A 19377-nucleotide genomic window follows, 5' to 3' on the forward strand; every position below is an offset into this window, starting at 1 on the left:
TTGTGAAAAAACAAAATCCTTGGGCAACTATCGACCGACAAAACCAGAAGCTTTAGCAGCATCGAAAAACTATCGAGAACACATGAAACAAAAGGCAAAAAAAAGGCGACTCAAGGTCGCCTGTTTTTGTGGGTGCGTAAAAAGATCAGTCGGCGAGCCAGCCGTTTTCCCAGTAACGCAGGTTATCGCCACGCAACACGTAATCGCGCAGAACCACCTGACGCAATTCATCGCCCAGGCGGTAGCTGGCATCCGGGTCGGCAAGGTGCATACGGATGGCTTGCAGCCATTCATCGGTGGTGTTGGTCTTGATCCGGGTGGCAGGCAAATAACCCTGATAAGCCTCGGTGTCGGTGCAGATCACCGGATAGCCGCAAGCCCCGTATTCGAGGAGGCGCAGGTTACTTTTGCAGTCGTTGAAGATGTGGAACTCCAGCGGCGCCAATGCCAGGTCCAGGTTCAGACTGGCCAGTTTTGCCGGGTAGACGTCCAGCCCGATCACACCGTGGAATTCATGCATGTACGGGCGCAAGTCATCCGGGCACATGCCGAAGAACACCCAGTCGACTTCATTGGCTAGTTCACGGACCACATCGGCAATCACCGCCAGGTCACCGTGGTGACTGGTGCCGCCGCCCCAGCCGACGCGTGGCTTTTTCGAGGTGCGGCGCTGGCTGCGCATATCGCTCCACAGGTGTTTGGCCAGCATGTTCGGCACCACGCGAATGTCGTTGTGCATATCTGACAAGGCGTTACCCAGTGCCTCGGTGGAGACCACCACGCGATCGCACATACCGATCGCACGCCGCACCAGTTTCTCCATCTCATCCTTGCCCGGCATGTTGCGGATATGCGCGTTGCGATGGGGGACGTTGATGACGTAGTCATCCAGCTCGTAAATCCGCCGGGCATTGGAATAGGTTTTCAGGCCAGGGATCTCATTGATCGGCCCTTCGGAGTAACGCCCTTGCAGGACGATAACGTCGGGCGACTGCCGCTCGACCTCAATGATCGACGGCAGGTTGTAGTGAATACGTCCGTGGGCCCTGCCCGCGGCCTCCAGTTCGATCAACGGCTGCGTCACACGGTAGTGACCGATGGCCGAGGCATTGACCGGCAGTGCGAGGATTTTCGGCAGTTGAGCCTTTGAGAACGGGCTCCAGCCAGCACGCAGACCTGGCTCAAGACTGAAGCTCGAACCACCCAACCCGTGCAGCGACAAGTTGACGTTGTAGGCCGGGTCACGGGCAACGATGGGCAGCCAGCGCTTGTAGAACACTTCCTGTTCCTGCGCGCGCAAGGCCTGTTCAGCCTCTTGCATCACGGCCGTCGGTTGGGCGCCCAGGGCCAATTTGGCATAAGGCGTCCAGACCACCAGGTAGCCGTCCTGGCCAACGCGCAGGCACAGGTCCACCTCGTTCAGCGTCTGGGCCAGGTTCTGCTCATCAAGACCGCCGACCGCCTCAAACACCGCTTTGCGCACCATCAGGCAATCAGCGCCGACAGCACTCAAGTCGTGAGCCACCTGCAACCGGTACATATAGCCCGCAGCATTCAGGGACTCGCCATAAAACGGCACGCCTGCCGGCCCTTGCAAACCAAGAATAAGTCCCGCATGCAGCACCCGACCATCCGGGTTGAACAGCTTCGCGCCGACCACGCCGACTTCCGGTCGTTGCGCGTGATTGAGCAACTCATCCAGCCAGTCACTCTGGGTGATGACGGTGTAAGGATTGAGCATCAGCACGTAGTCGCCGCTGGCCTGCTTCACCGCGAAGTTGCGCACGGCAGCGCTATTGCCTTGTTGCGGATACGTCAACACGCGAATCCGCTCGCTGCCCAACGCTGCCATACCGGCCAGCCAGGCACGGGCCTCGGCGCTTTCGCTGCCGTTGTCGACAAGCAGCAGCTCATACTCACCGTAAGCGGTTTTTTCCAGCAGGCTTTCGACGCAGCGCTGCAAGGCGTTAGTCTGGTCCTTGCTGACGATGACGATCGACACTAATGGACGATCCTCATGGTAATAGTCAACACGGTTGAGCAGTGTCGAACCGGCGTTGCGGATGTCATGGGCAACGCCCATACGTTGCAAGTGCGCCTGTACCACCAGCGGATTGTTCTCCACCACCTCTGGCTGGGACAGCCACTTGGCCAGGTCAAACGTAGACTCCAGCAAAATCTCGGCGATGTGCCCGATCACTTGGGGGCCATCACTCTCGACCAGGCGCCAGAGCACATCGTGAGGGCCCAACTCTCCATAGACCGAATCGAAACCGCCCAGCGCCAGAAAACCTTCGCGCTCAAACGCCAAGGCCCGTCCCACGTAGGGATAGCTGCGCATCAGGTCCAGGTTGAAGTCTGGCTTGAACGCGGGCTCGGCTGACTCGCCCTGGCGCAAGCCACCTTCGTCGCTGTAAAGGCACTTGAGCGTGCGCGAGAGGGCAATCCGCTCCGCCATCACCAGCAAGGCCGGCGCTACCAGTCGATCGCCGGCTTGCAGCAAGTAGAACCAGTCAGCCCCGTCCAGTTGTGGCAACAGGTCATTGACCTGCTGCTGCCAGTCATCTTGCAGCGGCAAACGGAAAACCCGCTCATCCAGCTCGGCCTCCAGACACGATGCGGACAACACCAACGTCAGTTCAGGCGCGTAATCTTGTTCGGCGAGGGTTTGCAGCGTGAGTTCCAGCGCTGACCGGCTGCCCTGTTCATCAATAACAATGGGAACGATTTTCGGCCTGCGCGGCCAGCTCTCCAGTGTGTCCGGCAACAGTTCGCGCTGCCCCTCAGTGAGGCTGCGGCACGCGAGCCACTGTGCGTAAAGCTCGGCAAAGCTGACACTGGCGATACCGACGTGCCAATGCTGAGTGGTCTGTTTGGTGCCCAGGGTGCGGCTCAAGGGCAACTCTTCCCAGACGCGCGGCAGCTCATCGGCACGGGTCACCGGCAAGTAGCGAACCCAGCCCGGCGCTGGCGCAGATTCGCCGCTGCGGGCCTTGAGCATCTGCAACAGCCATTGCCGTTCGGCCTCGACCGCATCCTTCATCGATTGCTGGGCGCTCAAACGCTCCGGATACAAACGTTCGACACTGAGCACATGGTTGGACACCACCAGGTTGCCACGGCGCAGCAGGCACACATACAAGGCGAAATCGAGGGTCGCGACAAAACAGTGACCGGGTTGGGTCAAGGCTGGAAACAACTCCAACACATCGGCACGACGGAACATCGCATTGCTGAAACCGCCAAGGATATTGACCGGAAAATTCTCGAAAATCGCCAGCAGGTCCTCCCCCTTGAACAGCCCGCACACCGGGGAAAGCGGTGTGTTCTCGAGCCGCGAAGGCAGCGGCAGATCGTCGGCATCCCAGAACAACCGCTGGGCCAATACCAGGTTGACGTCTTTACGATCGATGAGTACTTGCGCCTGGCGCTCAACGCACGTGGCGAACAATTGGTCATCATCACAAAGAAACTTGATGAACTCGCCTTGCGCTTCCTCCAGACAGGCTTGCAGGTTACCGACCAGCCCAAGGGTCCGCGGGTTGCGCACGTAACGCACGACAACATCGGTCTGCCCGTCCAGCGAACCCACCATTTCTTCGATTTCAGTGCCACGACTGTCGTCGCACACAATGATCTCGAGATTGCCATAACCCTGAGTCACGGCACTGCGCAACGCCCGGTCGAAAAAGCGTGGGTTGAAGGCGGGAATGACAAGGCTGACAAGAGGAAGTGAATTCACGGCGGACTCGCAGGCGGCGAGAGCTCGCCCAGGAAAGCGAGCCCTTTGAACCGCGGAAAAAGACAGTAGGTATTGGAGGGTCAGCAGTCACCGGGCGCCTGGGCGCCCGGCTACTGTCAGATCTTGTTGAACAGGCCCAGCGACGTGATCTTGCTGAACGCCAGTTGTGCAGCTTGCAACATGGTTTGCTGCAACGTCAGGCGGGTCATTACCTCGGCAGGATCGGAGTCGCGAATCGACGACTGGGTCGTGGTGTTCGCCAGGCTCAGGCTCTGGTTGGTGGAGGACTGATCATCAAGCGAACTGCCCCGCGCACCGATTGAGGTTATTGCCGTGCCCAATTGATCGGTGGCACTGGTCAGGTTGTTGACCCCGGAATCCATCGCAGCCTGAAACTTCTGTTTGGCCACCGGATCGGCATCGATCGGCACGTTCATGGCACTAACCATCTGGCCCAGCGTGTCGAGGACATTCTGGGTCTGGTGGTTGTTGGACTGCGCCGTGAACTGGTCGCCGGCTGCCGGTGTCCCGCCCACCGCAAATGTAACGCCAGCGGCGGTCGCGTTGCCGCCAGCCATGGTGCCTGAAGACACCGGCCTGCTGTCCGAAGTGATCGGGGCGGCGTATAGATCAAAGTTGGTGGCGCTGGTGAACTTGAGAACGGCCCCGCCGGCCGGAAATGCATTGTTATAGGCCACCGGATCGGTGACGGTCGATCCGGTGATCACCGCTGTCGAAGGGTTGCCTGGACTGCGCGCGGTGTTGAAGGTGTCCGGTTTGGCCGTCAACTGGAAGCTATGACCGGCAATCACCGTATCCGGGACATCACCAGACTGGAGGTTGATGTTCAGATTCATGTCGATGCCACGGAAGCTGACCGACTGGTTTGCACCGTTGCTGTTGCTGACAACCCCGCCCTGACTCGCTTCAGCTGTCACGTCGTTACCCAGAGAATCGGTAATTTTCAGCTGAGTGCTGCTAACGAAACTCACGGTATACGGTTGGCCTGCGGCAAATTTGGCGTTGTAAGTCGTACTGCTTGAGACTTCGCCATTTGACAGGGTGACCCGACCGTCATCCACTGCCGGAGCCGTCATGCTGACCTGGGTGCGGCTGGTATTGATGCTCTGCTGAAAGGCATCCCAACCCGTGGTGTTGGTAGCCATCGACTGACCATCGCCAACGGCCAGGTTGATGCTGGTCTGATCACCGTTGTAGGTGAAGGTACCATCGGAGTTCTGCGAGTAGGGCGCAGTGTCGGTTTTCGAACCGGAAAACAAATAGCTCCCGTTCGAATCCTTGGAATTCATAAGTCCAACGACCTGCTGCTGGAGCTGAGTCAATTCCGCCCCATAAGCTTTACGGTCTGCGTCGGTGGCATTGCCACTCGAGGCGCTCAAGGCGATTTCCTTGGCGCGCTGCAAAGCCGTGTTGATGGAATCCAGCGTGGTTTCCTGCAGGCTCAACGAGCTCTTGGTGCTGTCGATGTTGGTGCTGTACTGATCAAGCGCCGCACTCTGCTGGCCGAGCTTGAGCAGACGCCCGGCACCGATCGGATCATCGGCGGCGGTGTTGATGCGCGTCATGCTGCTGGCTTCAGCGCTGGTTGCGATCGCCTGGTTGAAGTTACGCTGATAGTTGGCAGCGGTTGTATCGTAATACTGGCTTGTAGAAATGCGCATGAATTACGACTCCTTAAAGGGCATTGATCAGCGTAGTGAAAGTTTCCTGCGCAGCCTTGATGATCTGCGAAGACGCGGTGTAGTACTGCTGGTATTTGACCAGGTTGCCGGTTTCTTCATCCAGGTTGACCCCGGAGTTCGAATCACGGGCGCCTGTGGCCTGGGTCAGGATCGCCGTGGTGGCGTCGCTGTCCGATTTGCCCTGCGCAGCCTTCGCGCCGACATTGGTCACCAGTGTGCCGTAAGCGTCGACCAGGCTGATGCCCTTGCTCGCCGTGCCGGTATCCACTGTCTGCTTGGTTTGCAGCGCCGTCAGCGCTTGTGCGTTACGGTTATCCGAAGACGCGGCACCCGTCAGCGAAATGCTGAAGCTTTCGTTCTTGGCCGGAGAGCCACCGACCGTGGTCTGCATCGTGAACGATTGCTGGACTGGCGGGGTGCCGCCGTCGGTGATCGGGTTACCACTGGCATCGACCATCGGCACTGTCAGGTTCAGGGTATTGCTCTGACCCGGCACGATATTGCCCGAACTCAGCAGACCACCCTTGGCATCAACCAGGGTATAGGGCTGGCTGCCACCGGCTGCGTCACCGAAAATGATCTTGACCGGCGTCGAGTACTTGAGCCCGGTCTGCATTTGCGCCTGGGAAGCCGGGTTGTAGATGTCGATGGTGCTGGTCAGCGTTGGCTGGGTGTAGGTGCCGGTGTTGTTGGCACTGGTCACGCCGGTCAACGGCGCTGCCGCCGCGATTTTTTTCGGGTCGGTGAGCACGGTCTGAATGCTCGCCGCCGCGCCACGGGTCGGCGTCACCTTGAAGCTGTCGCCAGCGCTCATCGGGCCGCTGCCATCCAGCGCCATGGTGAAACCATCGATCACCGGCGGTGGCGTCGTGGTGGTGCTGAACGACCCCATGTCGGTGCCGTCGGAGCGCTTGACGCTGTAGTCGGTCGGGCTGGTGAACGTCACCTGATAATCACTGGTGGTCAGCTGGCCTGTGTCCTTGATGGTGACGTTCAGGTTGCCGGAACCGGTGCTGTTGCCCGCGTTGGCAATGCTGCGCTGACTGATCAGGGCGGCACTGTTGATGTTGTTGAAAATCGCCGCGCCGAAATCACCGTTCTTGTCGATGCCCTGGGCCTGTTGGCTGTTCACTTGGTCAGCCATGACCAGCGCCACACGCCCCAGCTCATTGAGCGAAGGGTCGAGCACATCTTTGCGATAGTTCAGCAAACCACCGATCGAGCCGCCGCTGACCACCGAGGTAATGTCGATAGTGCTGGAGCCACGATCCAACTGCAGCGCCATGCGCGACGGATCGTCTTTGCTCGGCACAGTGCCCAGGGTGTTGGTGGTGTTGCCGATCACCAACGGCTGGCCGCTGCCGACGTAGATGTCATAGCTGGAGCCGCGCTCGACCACTTGAGCGCCGACCAGTTGGGACAACTGACGCACCGCTTCGTTACGGGAGTCGAGCATGTCGTTTGGTTGGCCACCGCTGGTGGAGACCTCACCAATTTTCTGGTTGAGGTTGGCAATCGTGGTGGCCAGTTTATTCACCTGGGACGCCATGTCGCCAAGGCTGCCGTTGAGCGTGGTGTTCTGATCGTTCAACTGCTGGGCGATGGTGTTGAAGCGGCTGGTCAGCGCCTGGGCACCGGTCAGCACTCCTTGACGCGAAGTGTCGTCAGTTGCCGAGGTCGAAACGCCCTGCATCGAGGTGAAAAATTTCTGCAACACGCCGGTCAAACCGGTGTTGGTGTCGGACAGCGTAGCGTCAAGCGGCGTAGCCTGAGCCAGGTACGACGAAGCTTCACTGTCAAGCGAAGTGGCGGTGCGCAACTGTGCATCGAGGTAGGAGTTGTACACCCGGCGCACATCGGCCAGGGTCGTCCCGGTGCCGATAAACACGTTACCGACCTGCTGTGAGGAGTTGGTGGTCTGCACCGTTTGCTGACGTGAATAACCGGCGGTGTCGACGTTGGCAATGTTGTTGCCCGTCACAGCCAAAGAGGATGAGCTAGCCGCTAGCCCCGACATCCCGATATTGAGCAAACTCATGGTTCAGACCTTATGCCTTGTGCCTATAGAGGCGTGGTGGAAACGCCCGCCGCAGCGTAGTTTTGGTAACTCGTCATCTGCTTGGCTATTTGCGAAATCTTGTTCGCGTAGTTCGGGTCGGTTGCATAACCGGCCTTTTGCAACTCGCGTACAAACTGTTCTGGGTTATCGGCCGACTTCACCACATCTTGATAGCGATTATTGGTTTGCAGCAAAGTTACAAGGTCGTGGAAGCTGTCCTTGTAAGAGGCATAGGAACGGAACTCAGCCGTCTCCTTGACCATTGCGCCATCCTTGAACTCGCTGGTGATTGCCCGCGCCGAATCGCCGGTCCAACTGCTGCCGGTCTTGATGCCAAACAAGTTGTGACTGCTGCTGCCATCCTGGGCGCGCATGACCGATTTGCCCCAACCGGTTTCCAGGGCGGCCTGGGCCACCAGGTAACGCGGATCGACACCGATGCGAGCGGCGGCTTCTTTGGCCATCGGCAGCATGGTGTTGACGAATTCGTCGGCGGAACTGAAAGCTTTCTTCGCCGGCGCCAGAGGAATCTGCGCCATGGCGCGACCGTAAATCTGCATCTGCCCGTTTGACGACGTGTCCGTCTGCGAGGCCAGCCAATCGCCGTTGTACAGCGGGCCAGCACCGGTCTTGCCGTTCTGCGGAACCTGGATTTTGTTCTGCGCGGTCGCGGCAGTGGCTGCGGTATTCGTGACCGACGGCACCAGCCCGGCGAGCAAGCGGTCCGCCAGTTTCGTCGGCAGAGCCAGGCGGCGCTGATTGAGCATTGCCACGTCATTCGTGTGATCGGCGGCGTGCGCCGGCACCCTGCCCGAGCGCGACGCCCACAACGGACGCTGGCCATTGAGGCGCGACAACGGACCATTGGTGGCCGTCGTGCCAGCGGCTATCGGGGTTGGCACGGCCGCTTTCGCCGCTTCCTGCTTGGCCGCAGATGCAGCCGCAGCCTCACCCGGTGCCAGCGGTTTGTTCTTCGACATCTGGCGCATCAACACGTCGGCCAGACCGATACCACCGCCCTGGCGAGACATGGAAACGGCCAACTGCTGGTCGTACATTTCCTGGTACTGCTTGGCAGCTGGCGTGTTGAGCGGATTGTCCTTGCCTAGCGTTTCGGTGGCCGAGCGCATGGACTTGAGCATTTCACCGAGGAACAGCGACTCGAACTCCTGCGCCACCTTGCGCATGTTGGCGTCGCTGTTCTTGTCACCGACCTTGAGCTGGTTCAGGCGATTGAGGTCCGAGTAAGAACCCGAATCACTGGTGCCGACGGTATTGCCATTGCGCATATCCACCATGGTCGCCGTCCTCAGATCACGATCAGGTCGGCTTGCAGCGCGCCGGCCTGTTTCAGTGCTTCGAGGATGGCCATCAAGTCTCCCGGCGCCGCGCCGACCTGGTTCACCGCACGCACGATTTCGTCGAGGGTGGTGCCCGGGCCGAATTTAAACATCGGCTTGGCCTCTTGCTGGGCGTTGATCCGCGAGCGCGGCACGACCGCCGTCTGCCCGTTGGACAAAGGGCCGGGCTGGCTGACGATCGGGTCTTCGGTGATGGTCACGGTCAGGCTGCCGTGGGTTACGGCGGCCGGGGAAACCTTGACGTTTTGGCCGATCACGATGGTGCCGGTACGGGAGTTGATGATGACTTTCGCCACCGCTTGACCCGGATCGACTTCAAGGTTTTCAAGGATCGACAAGTAGTCGACACGCTGGCTCGGGTCCAAAGGTGCCGAGACGCGAATCGAACCGCCGTCGATAGCCTGGGCAACGCCAGGGCCGAGCATGTCGTTGATCTTGTCGACCACGCGCTTGGCGGTGGTGAAGTCCGAACGGTTGAGGTTCAGGGTCAGGCTGTTGCCCTGGTTGAAGCCGCTCGGCACCGAACGTTCAACCGACGCACCACCCGGGATACGACCGGCCGACGGAACGTTAACGGTGATCTTGGAACCGTCACGACCTTCAGCATCGAAACCACCGACCACCAGGTTGCCCTGGGCGATGGCGTAGACGTTGCCGTCGATACCTTTGAGTGGCGTCAGCAGCAAGGTGCCGCCGCGCAGGCTCTTGGAGTTACCGATGGACGAAACCGTGATATCCACCAACTGACCCGGCTTGGCGAACGCCGGCAAATCGGCACTGATCGACACCGCCGCGACGTTCTTCAACTGCACGTTGCCCGAACCCGCCGGCACCTTGATGCCGAACTGCGAGAGCATGTTGTTGAAGGTCTGCAGGGTGAACGGGGTCTGCGTCGTCTGGTCACCGGTGCCGTTAAGCCCGACCACCAGGCCGTAACCGATCAATTGGTTGGTCCGCACGCCGGAAATGCTGGCGATGTCTTTCAGCCGCTCGGCTTGAGCGTTGAAGGCTGCGGACAGCAACAGGGCGGCCACCATCAGGTGTTTAAGATTCAACGTAGCCACCTAGAAAGGGAACAGCGGGCTGAGGAAGAAACGGTCGAACCAGCCAGGCTGACTCGCATCGGCAAACGCACCGGTGCCCGAATAGGTGATACGTGCATCGGCGACGCGAGTCGACGACACGGTATTGTCAGTGGCGATGTCATCGGCGCGAACCAGGCCGGCAATCCGCACCAGCTCATCACCCGAGTTGAGGGTCATCCACTTCTCGCCACGCACGGCAATGATGCCGTTGGGCAATACATCGGCGACGGTCACGGTGATCGAACCGGTCAGGCTGTTGCTCTGCCCGGACTTGCTGGCCCCGTTGGTGGCACGGTCGCCGCTGTAACCGGCGTTGAGGCTCAGGTCACCACTGCCCACCGGGTTATTGGTGGTCAGGCCGCCACCGAACAGCGACGTCAGACCGATGCTGGTCTTGCTGGTCTTGTCGATCTGCGAGTTGGCACCCTTGCTGGCCTGAGTCTTCTCGTTCAGGGTGATGGTAATGATGTCACCGACCCGGAACGCCTTGCGGTCGCCGTACAGGTTTTGTTCGAAACCGGCCTGGTAGATCGAGCCATTGTTGGCGGCAGCCGGCAGCGGCGTTCGCGGCAACACCGGGGCGTAATAAGGGTCATTGGGCTTGGGCGTCGGTGCGACGCAGCCCGCGAGCGAGACCACCCCACTCAGTGCCAGAACAGATACAAAGCGATTCATGACCCTACCTCACGGTGTTGCAGGCGGCTTCATGCCGCCTCATAGACTTGATTACAGATTCTGCGTTACGAACGAGAGCATCTGGTCGGCGGTGGAGATCACCTTGGAGTTCATCTCGTAAGCGCGCTGAGTGGTGATCATGTTGACCATCTCTTCAACGGTGCTGACGTTGGACCCTTCCAAGGTGTTCTGCAGCGTGGTGCCAAAACCGTTCAGGCCCGGGGTGCCGACTTGCGGCGCGCCGCTGGCGGCGGTTTCCAGGAACAGGTTGTTACCGACTGCTTGCAGACCGGCCGGGTTGATGAAGTCGGCGGTTTGCAGGTTGCCGATCACTTGAGAGGCAGCGTTGCCGGGAACGGTGATGGACACCGTGCCGTCCGTACCGACCGTGAAGCTCTGGGCGTTGTTCGGGATGACGATCGCAGGTTCCAGAGCGAAACCGCTGGCGTTCACGATCTGGCCGTTGGAGTCGAGGTGGAAGGTGCCGTCACGGGTGTAAGACGTGGTGCCGTCCGGCTGCAGAATCTGGAAGAAACCGCGGCCGTCGACGGCCAGGTCCAACGGCTGCTCGGTGGTTTGCAGGCTGCCGGCGGTGAAGTTTTTCTGGGTGCCGACGATGCGCACACCCGTACCCAATTGCAGACCGGACGGCAGCGCGCTGTCCTGGGTCGACTGGGCGCCAGGCTGGCGTTTGATCTGGTACAGCAAGTCCTGGAACTCGGCGCGGTCACGTTTGAAGCCCGTGGTCGATACGTTCGCCAGGTTGTTGGAGATGGTGGTCAGGTTGGTGTCCTGAGCGGACAGACCTGTTTTGGCAACCCATAGAGCCGGAAGCATTTCGATTCTCCTCGTGCGCCTGTTTTACGGCGCGACGTTCTGATAATTAGCTGATCTGCAAGACCTGAGCCATGGCCTGGTCATCGTCTTTGGCGGTGTTCATCATCTTGATGTGCAGCTCGAATTGCTTCGACAACGCCAGCACCGAGGTCATTTCTTCCACGGCATTGACGTTGCTCGACTGAAGGAACCCAGACACCAGTTTGACGCCCGCATCGGCTTGCGCCGGCTTGCCGTCCATGGTGTGGATCGAACCATCCAGGCCTTTGGTCATGTTCTTCAGGTCAGGGTTGACCAGTTTGATACGGTCGATTTGAGCAATCACCCGCGGGCCTTCACCCATCGAACGAATGCTGATGGTGCCGTCCTCACCTACTTCGATTTTCTGCTCGGGCGGCACGGCAATCGGCCCGCCATTGCCCATCACCGGCATACCATTGCCGGCGCGCAACACGCCCAAGGCGTCAACGTTCAGGCTGCCGGTGCGCACGTAACTTTCGCTGCCGTCGGGGCTTTGCACGGCAATCCAGCCGTCGCCGGTCACCGCCACATCGAGATCACGGCCGGTTTCCACCATCGATCCTGGCGAGAAGTCGGTGGCCGGACGCTCGGTCATGGCATAGGCACGCGCCGGAAAGCTGTCACCAAACACCGGCATCGAACGGGCCTGCTCCAGGTCCTTCTGAAAACCGTTGGTGGAGATGTTCGCCAGGTTGTTCGCATGAGCCTTCTGCGCCAGTGCATTCTGGCTGGCGCCGGTCATTGCCACATAAAGGTACTTGTCCACACTCTTTCCTCTGCATGCCGGACGTTTGCCGCCCACCGCTGTACTGCTGAGCCTCAAGCAATTTGCAGACCAACTTTTTTCTGGCGGCCCGAGGCCCGGCAAACAAAGGACTTGAAGGATTTAGAGGGGATGAGGGAATTGTGTCGAAGTCGAAAAACCGGCGGTGTTATGCCGGTAAGTGGCAAGTGTCAGCCTTCATGGACGACGCTGTACCCTGTGGCGAGGGAGCTTGCTCCCGCTGGACAGCGAAGCAGCCCCAAAAAGGACTGCCGATATCTGACAGACAGATCGCGCAGGATGGTTTTGCGGCCGCTTCGAGCCCGAGCGGGAGCAAGCTCCCTCGCCACAACACCCGTGCTGTGACTCAGGAACCAGGCTCTTTGCCGACATCGTATTCGCGCAGTTTGTTGGCAATGGTGGTATGCGAAACCCCCAACCGCTTACCCAACTGCCGACTGCTCGGGTGCTCGGAATACAAGCGCTCCAGCACCGCTTTCTCGAAGCGCCCGACAATCGCATCCAGCCCGCCCTCCAGCGAGAAATCGCCAAGGGGCTGACGCACGCCGTAATCCGGCAGGCGAATGTGTTCAGCCTTGACTGTCCCGCCCTCGCACAGGGAAACCGCCTGGAACAACACGTTTTCCAACTGCCGGACATTGCCCGGCCAATGGTAATGACTGAGCCGCTCCATCGCTGCTGGCGCCAGTTTCGGCAGCGGGCAACCGATCTGCCGACTGGCCTGATCGAGGAAATGCTCCACCAGCGGCGTCAGCCCGTCGAGGCATTCGCGCAGCGGCGGGATGTGCAATGACAGCACATTCAAGCGGTGATACAGATCCTGGCGAAACTCGCCTCGGGCACATAACTCGGACAGGTCCACTTGCGTCGCGCAGATCACCCGCACATCCAGATAGACCTCTTCATCACTGCCTACACGCCGGAAGCAGCCGTCCTGCAGAAAGCGCAGCAACTTCACCTGCAAGCGCGGGCTCATTTCGCCGACACCATCGAGAAACAGCGTACCGCCGGCCGTCAACTCCAGCAGCCCGAGCTTGCCTTCGGCCCGCGCGCCTGCGAACGCGCCAGGGCCGTAGCCAAACAATTCGGTCTCGGCCATGGATTCCGGCAGGCCGGCGCAGTTGAGGGCCATCAGTGGCGACTGCCCTCGCGGACTGGCCAAGTGACAAGCCCGCGCCAGCAGCTCTTTGCCAGTGCCGGTTTCACCCTCTATCAATAGCGGCGCATCCAGCGGCGCCATGCGTCGAGCCTCACGCACCACCGCTGCCATGACTTTCGAGCTCTGGAAAATACTGTCGAAGCCGCGCAATTCCTGTTTGCGCACGTTATAGATCCGCTCACCGACCCGGTCCGCACGGTGCAACGTCAACACGGCACCGGCCATGGCCTCGCTGTCGTCATGCTCCGATTGCAGCGGCGCGATATCGGCAAGAAACACGTCACCCTTCACCTTCACCCGCAAGCCGTTGATCCGCGACTTATTGGCCCGCACCAACTCCGGCAAATCGAAATCCTCGGCATACCGCGACAACGGAATCCCCGGCACCTCGTCCACCCGCACCCCGAGCAACTGCGCCGCCGCACGGTTGGCCGCGACGATGGAGCCACCCATGTCGATCGACAGCACCGGAAACTCCAGGGCGCCGAGCAAGGCATTGAGCTCCATGTGCCGACGCTCGCTGGGCATCAGCCCTACACGCTTGACGCCAAATACCCCACCAATCGCCTCGAATTTCGGACGCAGCGCCTGGAACTGAATGTTGATCAGGTTCGGGCAGTGCAGGTAAATCGCGTTGCCATGCTCACCGCCTACCTCGCCGCGAGCGACGTTGATCCCGTATTCCACCAGCAGGTTGAGAATGTCGCGCAGGATGCCGATGCGGTTTTGGCAGTGGACTTTGATACGCATATAAAAGGCCCAAAAAGCGGTGAATGGGATAGATGCCTGGCGCGCAACCTGTGGGAGCGGGCTTGCTCGCGAAAGCGTCGGTTCATCCAACATCAATGTGTCAGACAGACCGCCTTCGCGAGCAAGCCCGCTCCCACATGGGTATTGCAGTGCCTTCGGACGGATTTTTCTGCGGAGGCGCAAAGTTAGTCGTCAAGATTATGTGACAGCTGGAAGGCTTTTCAAACCGGGAAATCTCAATACCTGCGCCATATCGCCGATTCCGTAACGAAAACTTTACGAAAACCGCAGATTTTTCCTACGCACGACCCGAACCACCTGCTGCATCAACCCACACCTTGGGGTATTTCTAGGTCCATAGCTGGACATAACAAGAACGAATTCCCCTAGCAGGAGAGCAGCATGAAGCAGACGCAATACGTGGCTCGCGAGCCCGATGCGCAAGGTTTTATCGACTACCCCGCCGAAGAACACGCGGTGTGGAACACGCTGATCACTCGCCAACTGAAAGTGATCGAAGGTCGTGCGTGCCAGGAATACCTGGACGGTATCGAAAAACTCGGTCTGCCCCACGACCGCATTCCGCAACTCGGCGAGATCAACAAGGTCCTCGGTGAAACCACTGGTTGGCAAGTGGCCCGTGTCCCGGCACTGATCCCCTTCCAGACCTTTTTTGAATTGCTCGCCAACAAGCAGTTTCCAGTGGCAACGTTTATTCGTACCCGCGAAGAACTGGATTACCTGCAAGAGCCGGACATTTTCCACGAGATCTTTGGCCACTGTCCGCTGCTGACCAACCCCTGGTTTGCCGAATTTACCCATACCTACGGCAAACTTGGGCTACAGGCCACCAAGGAAGAACGCGTCTACCTCGCACGCCTGTACTGGATGACCATCGAGTTCGGCATGGTCGACACCCCGCAGGGCCGGCGCATCTACGGCGGCGGCATTCTGTCCTCGCCTAAAGAAACCGTTTATTGCATGTCGGACGAGCCGGAACACCAGGCCTTCGATCCGCTGGAATGCATGCGCACGCCGTATCGCATCGACATCCTGCAACCGCTGTACTTTGTGCTGCCCAACCTCAAGCGCCTGTTCGACGTCGCTCATGAAGACATCATGGGCATGGTCAAGCAAGGCATGCAGTTGGGCTTGCACGCACCGAAATTTGCGCCAAAGCCAAAAGCGGCCTGAGTGCACCGGCAGTCGCGGTACGCGCTGAAAAATAGTAACGTCTAACAAGAATCGAATCGGGAAACAGACCATGTCCACATTGAACCAAGCCCACTGCGAAGCCTGCCAAGCCGGCGCCCCTCAGGTCAGCGACGAAGAACTGCCGGTACTGATCAAGCAGATTCCTGACTGGAACATCGAAGTGCGCGACAGCGTGATGCAGTTGGAAAAGGTTTTCCTGTTCAAGAATTTCAAGCACGCCCTGGCGTTCACCAACGCTGTCGGTGAAATCTCCGAGGCCGAAGGTCACCACCCGGGCCTGCTGACCGAGTGGGGTAAAGTCACCGTGACCTGGTGGAGCCACTCCATCAAAGGCCTGCACCGCAACGATTTCATCATGGCCGCGCGCACTGACGACGTAGCCAAAGACGCCGAGGGCCGCAAATAATGCATTTCGACGCCATCGGCCGAGTCCCCGGCGATCCGATTCTCGGCCTGATGGAGGCCTATGCGCAGGACCCTAACCCGCGCAAGTTCGATCTGGGCGTGGGTGTCTACAAAGACGCCCAGGGCCTGACGCCGATTCCTCAGTCGGTGAAACTCGCCGAGGCGCGCCTGGTAGATCGCCAGACCACCAAGACCTACATCGGTGGTCACGGCGAACCGGCGTTCGGCAAGGTCATGAACGAATTGGTGCTCGGCGCCGATTCCGTGCTGATCAGCGAGCAACGGGCCGGCGTCACCCAAACTCCGGGCGGCACTGGCGCACTGCGTTTGAGCGCCGATTTTATTGCCCAAATGTTGCCGGGTCGTGGCGTCTGGCTGAGCAACCCGACCTGGCCGATTCACGAAACGATTTTCGCCGCGGCCGGGGTCAAGGTCAGTCACTACCCGTATGTGGGCAGCGACAACCGTCTCGATGTCGAAGCGATGCTGGCGGTACTGAATGAAGCCCCCAAGGGCGACGTCGTATTGCTGCACGCCTGCTGCCACAACCCGACCGGTTTCGATTTGTCCCATGACGATTGGCGCCGGGTGCTGGATGTGGTTCGCCGCCGTGAGCTGTTGCCGCTGATCGACTTCGCCTATCAAGGTTTTGGCGATGGCCTGGAACAGGACGCCTGGTCGACCCGGTTGTTCGCCGATGCGCTGCCGGAAGTGTTGATCACCAGCTCCTGCTCGAAGAACTTCGGCCTGTACCGCGACCGCACTGGCGCGCTGATTGTCTGCGCGAAAACTGCCGAGAAGCTGGTGGATATCCGCAGTCAACTGGCGAACATCGCCCGCAACCTGTGGTCGACGCCGCCAGATCACGGCGCCGCCGTGGTCGCGACCATCCTTGGCGACCCGGAGCTGAAAAGCCTTTGGGCCGACGAAGTAGAAGCCATGCGCTTGCGCATCGCCCAGCTGCGCAGCGGTCTGGTGGAAGCCCTTGAGCCGCACGGCTTGCGCGAGCGATTTGCGCACGTTGGCGTGCAACGCGGGATGTTCTCCTACACCGGTTTGACGCCGGAACAGGTTAAACAGCTGCGTGATCACCACAGCGTGTACATGGTCAGCTCGGGCCGGGCGAACGTGGCGGGGATTGATGCGACGCGTCTGGACCTGTTGGCCGAGGCCATCGCAGAAGTCTGCAAATAACCTCAAGCACCTGCACATCCCCCCTGTGGGAGCGGGCTTGCTCGCGAAAGCGGAGTATCAGTCGACATCAATATTGACTGACACTCCGCTTTCGCGAGCAAGCCCGCTCCCACATTTGTTTTATGTCCGTCTTTAAGCTCCCTGCGGCCATTGGTCGCAGAAATCCCAGATAAAAGTCTTTTTGTCATTTCTCCTGCTGTATCCTGCCCAAGCTTTGAAAAAGCGCGGATCTACCAGATCTATCACCAGACTTTGCGAGGAGCGCGAAACATGCACGAGATTCCTAATCTCCCCTTCCCAAGCCTGCACGAAACTGAGCAGACAACCCCGCAACAAGCCAGTGCCCAACAGCCTGTGCCGAAAGAAGCCACTGACAGTCGCAAGGCTGACAGCGAAGACTGAAACACCTGCAATGCCAGACCGTGTGGAAAGCGCTAACATGCGCTTTCCACACCGCCTGAAACCCGAGCCTCCCTCCATGACCGACGACTTCAGCGACACCCAGGCCAGCGTCCTGATCGGCACTGCCGAGAAAATGATCGAGATCTGGAATCGCCTCTCCCCCGAAAAACAAGCCGCCCTGCTCGCCCGTTTCGGCAGCGAAGAAAACGCGCTGGCCGCCCTGGTCACCACGCAATTGGTCGCCCCGACCAAATCCTGACTCATCCCGCCGAACAATTAGTTTTACTTTTTCACGACCGCCAGCCCGTTGCGCCGTTATCATAAGCAGCCTATCTATCCTGCTGCCCCGTGGACCTTTACCCATGTCAGAAAACCAGCGCCCCTTGGCGGTCACGCTGCAAGTTGTGTCCATCGTCCTGTTCACCTTCATCGGCTACCTGAATATCGGCATTCCCCTGGCCGTACTACCGGGCTACGTCCACAGCGACCTGGGCTTCGGCGCGGTGATCGCCGGGTTGGTGATCAGCGTGCAATACCTGGCCACCCTGCTCAGCCGCCCGTACGCCGGGCGAATCATCGACAACAAGGGCAGCAAACTGGCGGTGATGTACGGCCTCGCCGGCTGCGGTTTGAGTGGTGTGTTCATGCTGATTTCGGCCTGGACCCAAAGCCTGCCGATGCTCAGCCTGATCAGCTTGTTGATCGGCCGACTGGTACTCGGTAGCGCGGAAAGTCTGGTGGGCTCGGGCTCGATCGGCTGGGGCATCGGCCGGGTCGGCGCGGCGAACACCGCCAAAGTCATCTCTTGGAACGGCATCGCCAGCTACGGTGCCATCGCCATCGGCGCGCCGCTGGGCGTGTTGCTAGTCAATGAATTGGGCTTGTGGAGCATGGGCGTCAGTATCGTGCTGCTGGCCGTGCTGGGCCTGGCGCTGGCCTGGCCGAAAACCGCCGCACCAATTGTCGTCGGTGAACGGCTGCCGTTCATGCACGTGCTGGGTCGGGTGCTGCCGCACGGTTGCGGCCTGGCATTGGGCTCCATCGGTTTTGGCACCATTGCCACCTTCATCACCCTGTATTACGCCACGCAGCATTGGTCGAACGCGGTGCTCTGTTTGAGCCTGTTCGGTGCCAGTTTCATTGGCGCTCGGCTGCTATTCGGCAACCTGATCAACCGCCTCGGCGGGTTTCGCGTGGCGATTGCCTGCCTGTCGGTAGAAACCTTGGGGTTGCTGCTGTTGTGGCTGGCACCGGATGCCCATTGGGCACTGGCTGGTGCGGCGCTGAGCGGCTTCGGCTTCTCGCTGGTGTTCCCGGCGCTGGGCGTGGAAGCGGTCAACCTGGTGCCGGCCTCAAGCCGTGGCGCGGCGGTCGGGGCTTATTCGCTGTTCATCGATTTGTCGCTGGGGATTACCGGGCCATTGGCCGGTGCGATTGCGGCGGGGTTTGGTTTTGCTTCGATCTTCCTGTTTGCCGCCCTCGCTGCCCTGAGCGGTTTGGCTTTGAGCGTTTACTTGTACCGCCAGGCGCCAAAGTATCGCGAAGAACGCAACGCCCGCTAAAAGTCGACCTTGCCGCGCCCAGCCTTGATGCTGCCGCGCTTGGTCTTGGATTCGAGCCGACGCTTCTTCGAACCGAGGGTCGGCTTGGTCGGGCGGCGCTTCTTTTCCACTTTGGTGGCGCTAAGAATCAGCTCGGTCAGCCGTTCCAGCGCATCAGCACGGTTGGCTTCCTGCGTGCGGTATTGCTGGGCCTTGATGATCAGCACGCCTTCGCTGGTGATGCGACTATCACGCAGCGCCAGCAACCGTTCCTTGTAGAACTCGGGCAAGGACGAGGCCGGAATGTCGAAGCGCAGGTGCATCGCGCTGGAGACCTTGTTGACGTTCTGCCCACCCGCGCCTTGCGCACGAATGGCGGTCAATTCGATCTCGGCATCCGGCAGATGCACGTTGTTGGAAATCACCAGCATGGAAAAAAGCGTC

16 protein-coding genes are annotated in these 19377 nt (G+C 59.8%); 6 read left to right on the plus strand and 10 right to left on the minus strand.

Translation table 11 applies throughout. The features are described 5' to 3' along the window. Window positions 1-145 precede the first annotated feature (145 nt). The 9 genes from AC1MEW_RS29115 to AC1MEW_RS29155 form a co-directional block, all read right to left on the minus strand. On the minus strand, window positions 146-3742 hold the full coding sequence (locus AC1MEW_RS29115; protein WP_480424505.1) for a glycosyltransferase: 3597 nt from the start codon (window positions 3740-3742) through the stop codon (window positions 146-148). Window positions 3743-3858: 116 nt separating this feature from the next. Then, on the minus strand, window positions 3859-5424 hold the full coding sequence (locus tag AC1MEW_RS29120) for a flagellar hook-associated protein 3 (RefSeq protein WP_322267741.1): 1566 nt from the start codon (window positions 5422-5424) through the stop codon (window positions 3859-3861). Between the two features lie 13 nt (window positions 5425-5437). After that, a complete protein-coding gene (gene flgK, locus AC1MEW_RS29125) occupies window positions 5438-7483 on the minus strand; it encodes a flagellar hook-associated protein FlgK (RefSeq protein ID WP_323570180.1) in 2046 nt (681 codons plus the stop codon). 23 nt (window positions 7484-7506) lie between these two features. After that, on the minus strand, window positions 7507-8802 hold the full coding sequence (gene flgJ, locus AC1MEW_RS29130; RefSeq protein ID WP_480424508.1) for a flagellar assembly peptidoglycan hydrolase FlgJ: 1296 nt from the start codon (window positions 8800-8802) through the stop codon (window positions 7507-7509). An 11-nt stretch (window positions 8803-8813) separates the two neighbouring features. Continuing rightward, complete coding sequence (locus tag AC1MEW_RS29135) at window positions 8814-9902, minus strand: flagellar basal body P-ring protein FlgI (RefSeq protein WP_201205176.1); 1089 nt, start codon at window positions 9900-9902, stop codon at window positions 8814-8816. A gap of 27 nt (window positions 9903-9929) precedes the next feature. Next, entirely contained in the window at window positions 9930-10625 is a 696-nt protein-coding gene (gene flgH / locus AC1MEW_RS29140) for a flagellar basal body L-ring protein FlgH (RefSeq protein ID WP_201201710.1), read from the minus strand. A gap of 51 nt (window positions 10626-10676) precedes the next feature. Continuing rightward, window positions 10677-11462, minus strand: coding sequence for a flagellar basal-body rod protein FlgG (flgG, locus tag AC1MEW_RS29145; protein WP_201201708.1), 786 nt, complete (start codon window positions 11460-11462; stop codon window positions 10677-10679). 46 nt (window positions 11463-11508) lie between these two features. Then, window positions 11509-12249 (minus strand): flagellar basal body rod protein FlgF, encoded by a 741-nt coding sequence (locus AC1MEW_RS29150; RefSeq protein WP_201201706.1) that lies wholly within the window; start codon window positions 12247-12249, stop codon window positions 11509-11511. A gap of 364 nt (window positions 12250-12613) precedes the next feature. Continuing rightward, window positions 12614-14176 (minus strand): sigma-54-dependent transcriptional regulator, encoded by a 1563-nt coding sequence (locus tag AC1MEW_RS29155; RefSeq protein ID WP_322267736.1) that lies wholly within the window; start codon window positions 14174-14176, stop codon window positions 12614-12616. 402 nt (window positions 14177-14578) lie between these two features. Between AC1MEW_RS29155 and phhA the strand changes: the two genes are divergently transcribed. The 6 genes from phhA (at window position 14579) to AC1MEW_RS29185 (ending at window position 18954) form a co-directional block, all read left to right on the plus strand. After that, window positions 14579-15370 (plus strand): phenylalanine 4-monooxygenase, encoded by a 792-nt coding sequence (phhA, locus tag AC1MEW_RS29160; protein WP_201201703.1) that lies wholly within the window; start codon window positions 14579-14581, stop codon window positions 15368-15370. Between the two features lie 70 nt (window positions 15371-15440). Beyond that, a complete protein-coding gene (locus AC1MEW_RS29165) occupies window positions 15441-15797 on the plus strand; it encodes a 4a-hydroxytetrahydrobiopterin dehydratase (protein WP_123509107.1) in 357 nt (118 codons plus the stop codon). Continuing rightward, window positions 15797-16990, plus strand: a complete 1194-nt coding sequence (locus AC1MEW_RS29170) for an amino acid aminotransferase (protein WP_480424513.1) — start codon at window positions 15797-15799, stop codon at window positions 16988-16990. Before AC1MEW_RS29165 ends, AC1MEW_RS29170 begins: the two co-directional genes overlap by 1 nt. Before the next feature lie 270 nt (window positions 16991-17260). Next, a complete protein-coding gene (locus AC1MEW_RS29175) occupies window positions 17261-17392 on the plus strand; it encodes a hypothetical protein (protein WP_274610064.1) in 132 nt (43 codons plus the stop codon). A 76-nt stretch (window positions 17393-17468) separates the two neighbouring features. After that, window positions 17469-17651, plus strand: a complete 183-nt coding sequence (locus AC1MEW_RS29180; protein ID WP_201205171.1) for a hypothetical protein — start codon at window positions 17469-17471, stop codon at window positions 17649-17651. Between the two features lie 103 nt (window positions 17652-17754). Beyond that, window positions 17755-18954, plus strand: a complete 1200-nt coding sequence (locus AC1MEW_RS29185) for an MFS transporter (RefSeq protein ID WP_201255431.1) — start codon at window positions 17755-17757, stop codon at window positions 18952-18954. Here AC1MEW_RS29185 and arfB read toward each other — a convergent pair. Beyond that, window positions 18951-19364: an alternative ribosome rescue aminoacyl-tRNA hydrolase ArfB gene (arfB, locus tag AC1MEW_RS29190; protein WP_007902485.1), complete on the minus strand. Its 414-nt coding sequence runs from the start codon at window positions 19362-19364 to the stop codon at window positions 18951-18953. The genes AC1MEW_RS29185 and arfB overlap by 4 nt on opposite strands. Between the last annotated feature and the right edge of the window lie 13 nt (window positions 19365-19377).

This window comes from Pseudomonas sp. ASL4, from assembly GCF_056680395.1.

What these genes read in the sequence shown, in the direction of transcription:
- AC1MEW_RS29170 (WP_480424513.1), top strand. Translation starts at nt 15,797, where the DNA reads ATGCATTTCGACGCCATCGGCCGAGTCCCCGGCGATCCGATTCTCGGC.
- AC1MEW_RS29175 (WP_274610064.1), top strand. Translation starts at nt 17,261, where the DNA reads ATGCACGAGATTCCTAATCTCCCCTTCCCAAGCCTGCACGAAACTGAG.
- flgJ (WP_480424508.1), bottom strand. Translation starts at nt 8,802, where the DNA reads ATGGTGGATATGCGCAATGGCAATACCGTCGGCACCAGTGATTCGGGT.
- AC1MEW_RS29165 (WP_123509107.1), top strand. Translation starts at nt 15,441, where the DNA reads ATGTCCACATTGAACCAAGCCCACTGCGAAGCCTGCCAAGCCGGCGCC.
- phhA (WP_201201703.1), top strand. Translation starts at nt 14,579, where the DNA reads ATGAAGCAGACGCAATACGTGGCTCGCGAGCCCGATGCGCAAGGTTTT.
- flgG (WP_201201708.1), bottom strand. Translation starts at nt 11,462, where the DNA reads ATGCTTCCGGCTCTATGGGTTGCCAAAACAGGTCTGTCCGCTCAGGAC.
- AC1MEW_RS29180 (WP_201205171.1), top strand. Translation starts at nt 17,469, where the DNA reads ATGACCGACGACTTCAGCGACACCCAGGCCAGCGTCCTGATCGGCACT.
- AC1MEW_RS29120 (WP_322267741.1), bottom strand. Translation starts at nt 5,424, where the DNA reads ATGCGCATTTCTACAAGCCAGTATTACGATACAACCGCTGCCAACTAT.
- AC1MEW_RS29135 (WP_201205176.1), bottom strand. Translation starts at nt 9,902, where the DNA reads ATGGTGGCCGCCCTGTTGCTGTCCGCAGCCTTCAACGCTCAAGCCGAG.
- arfB (WP_007902485.1), bottom strand. Translation starts at nt 19,364, where the DNA reads ATGCTGGTGATTTCCAACAACGTGCATCTGCCGGATGCCGAGATCGAA.
- flgK (WP_323570180.1), bottom strand. Translation starts at nt 7,483, where the DNA reads ATGAGTTTGCTCAATATCGGGATGTCGGGGCTAGCGGCTAGCTCATCC.
- AC1MEW_RS29155 (WP_322267736.1), bottom strand. Translation starts at nt 14,176, where the DNA reads ATGCGTATCAAAGTCCACTGCCAAAACCGCATCGGCATCCTGCGCGAC.
- flgH (WP_201201710.1), bottom strand. Translation starts at nt 10,625, where the DNA reads ATGAATCGCTTTGTATCTGTTCTGGCACTGAGTGGGGTGGTCTCGCTC.
- AC1MEW_RS29185 (WP_201255431.1), top strand. Translation starts at nt 17,755, where the DNA reads ATGTCAGAAAACCAGCGCCCCTTGGCGGTCACGCTGCAAGTTGTGTCC.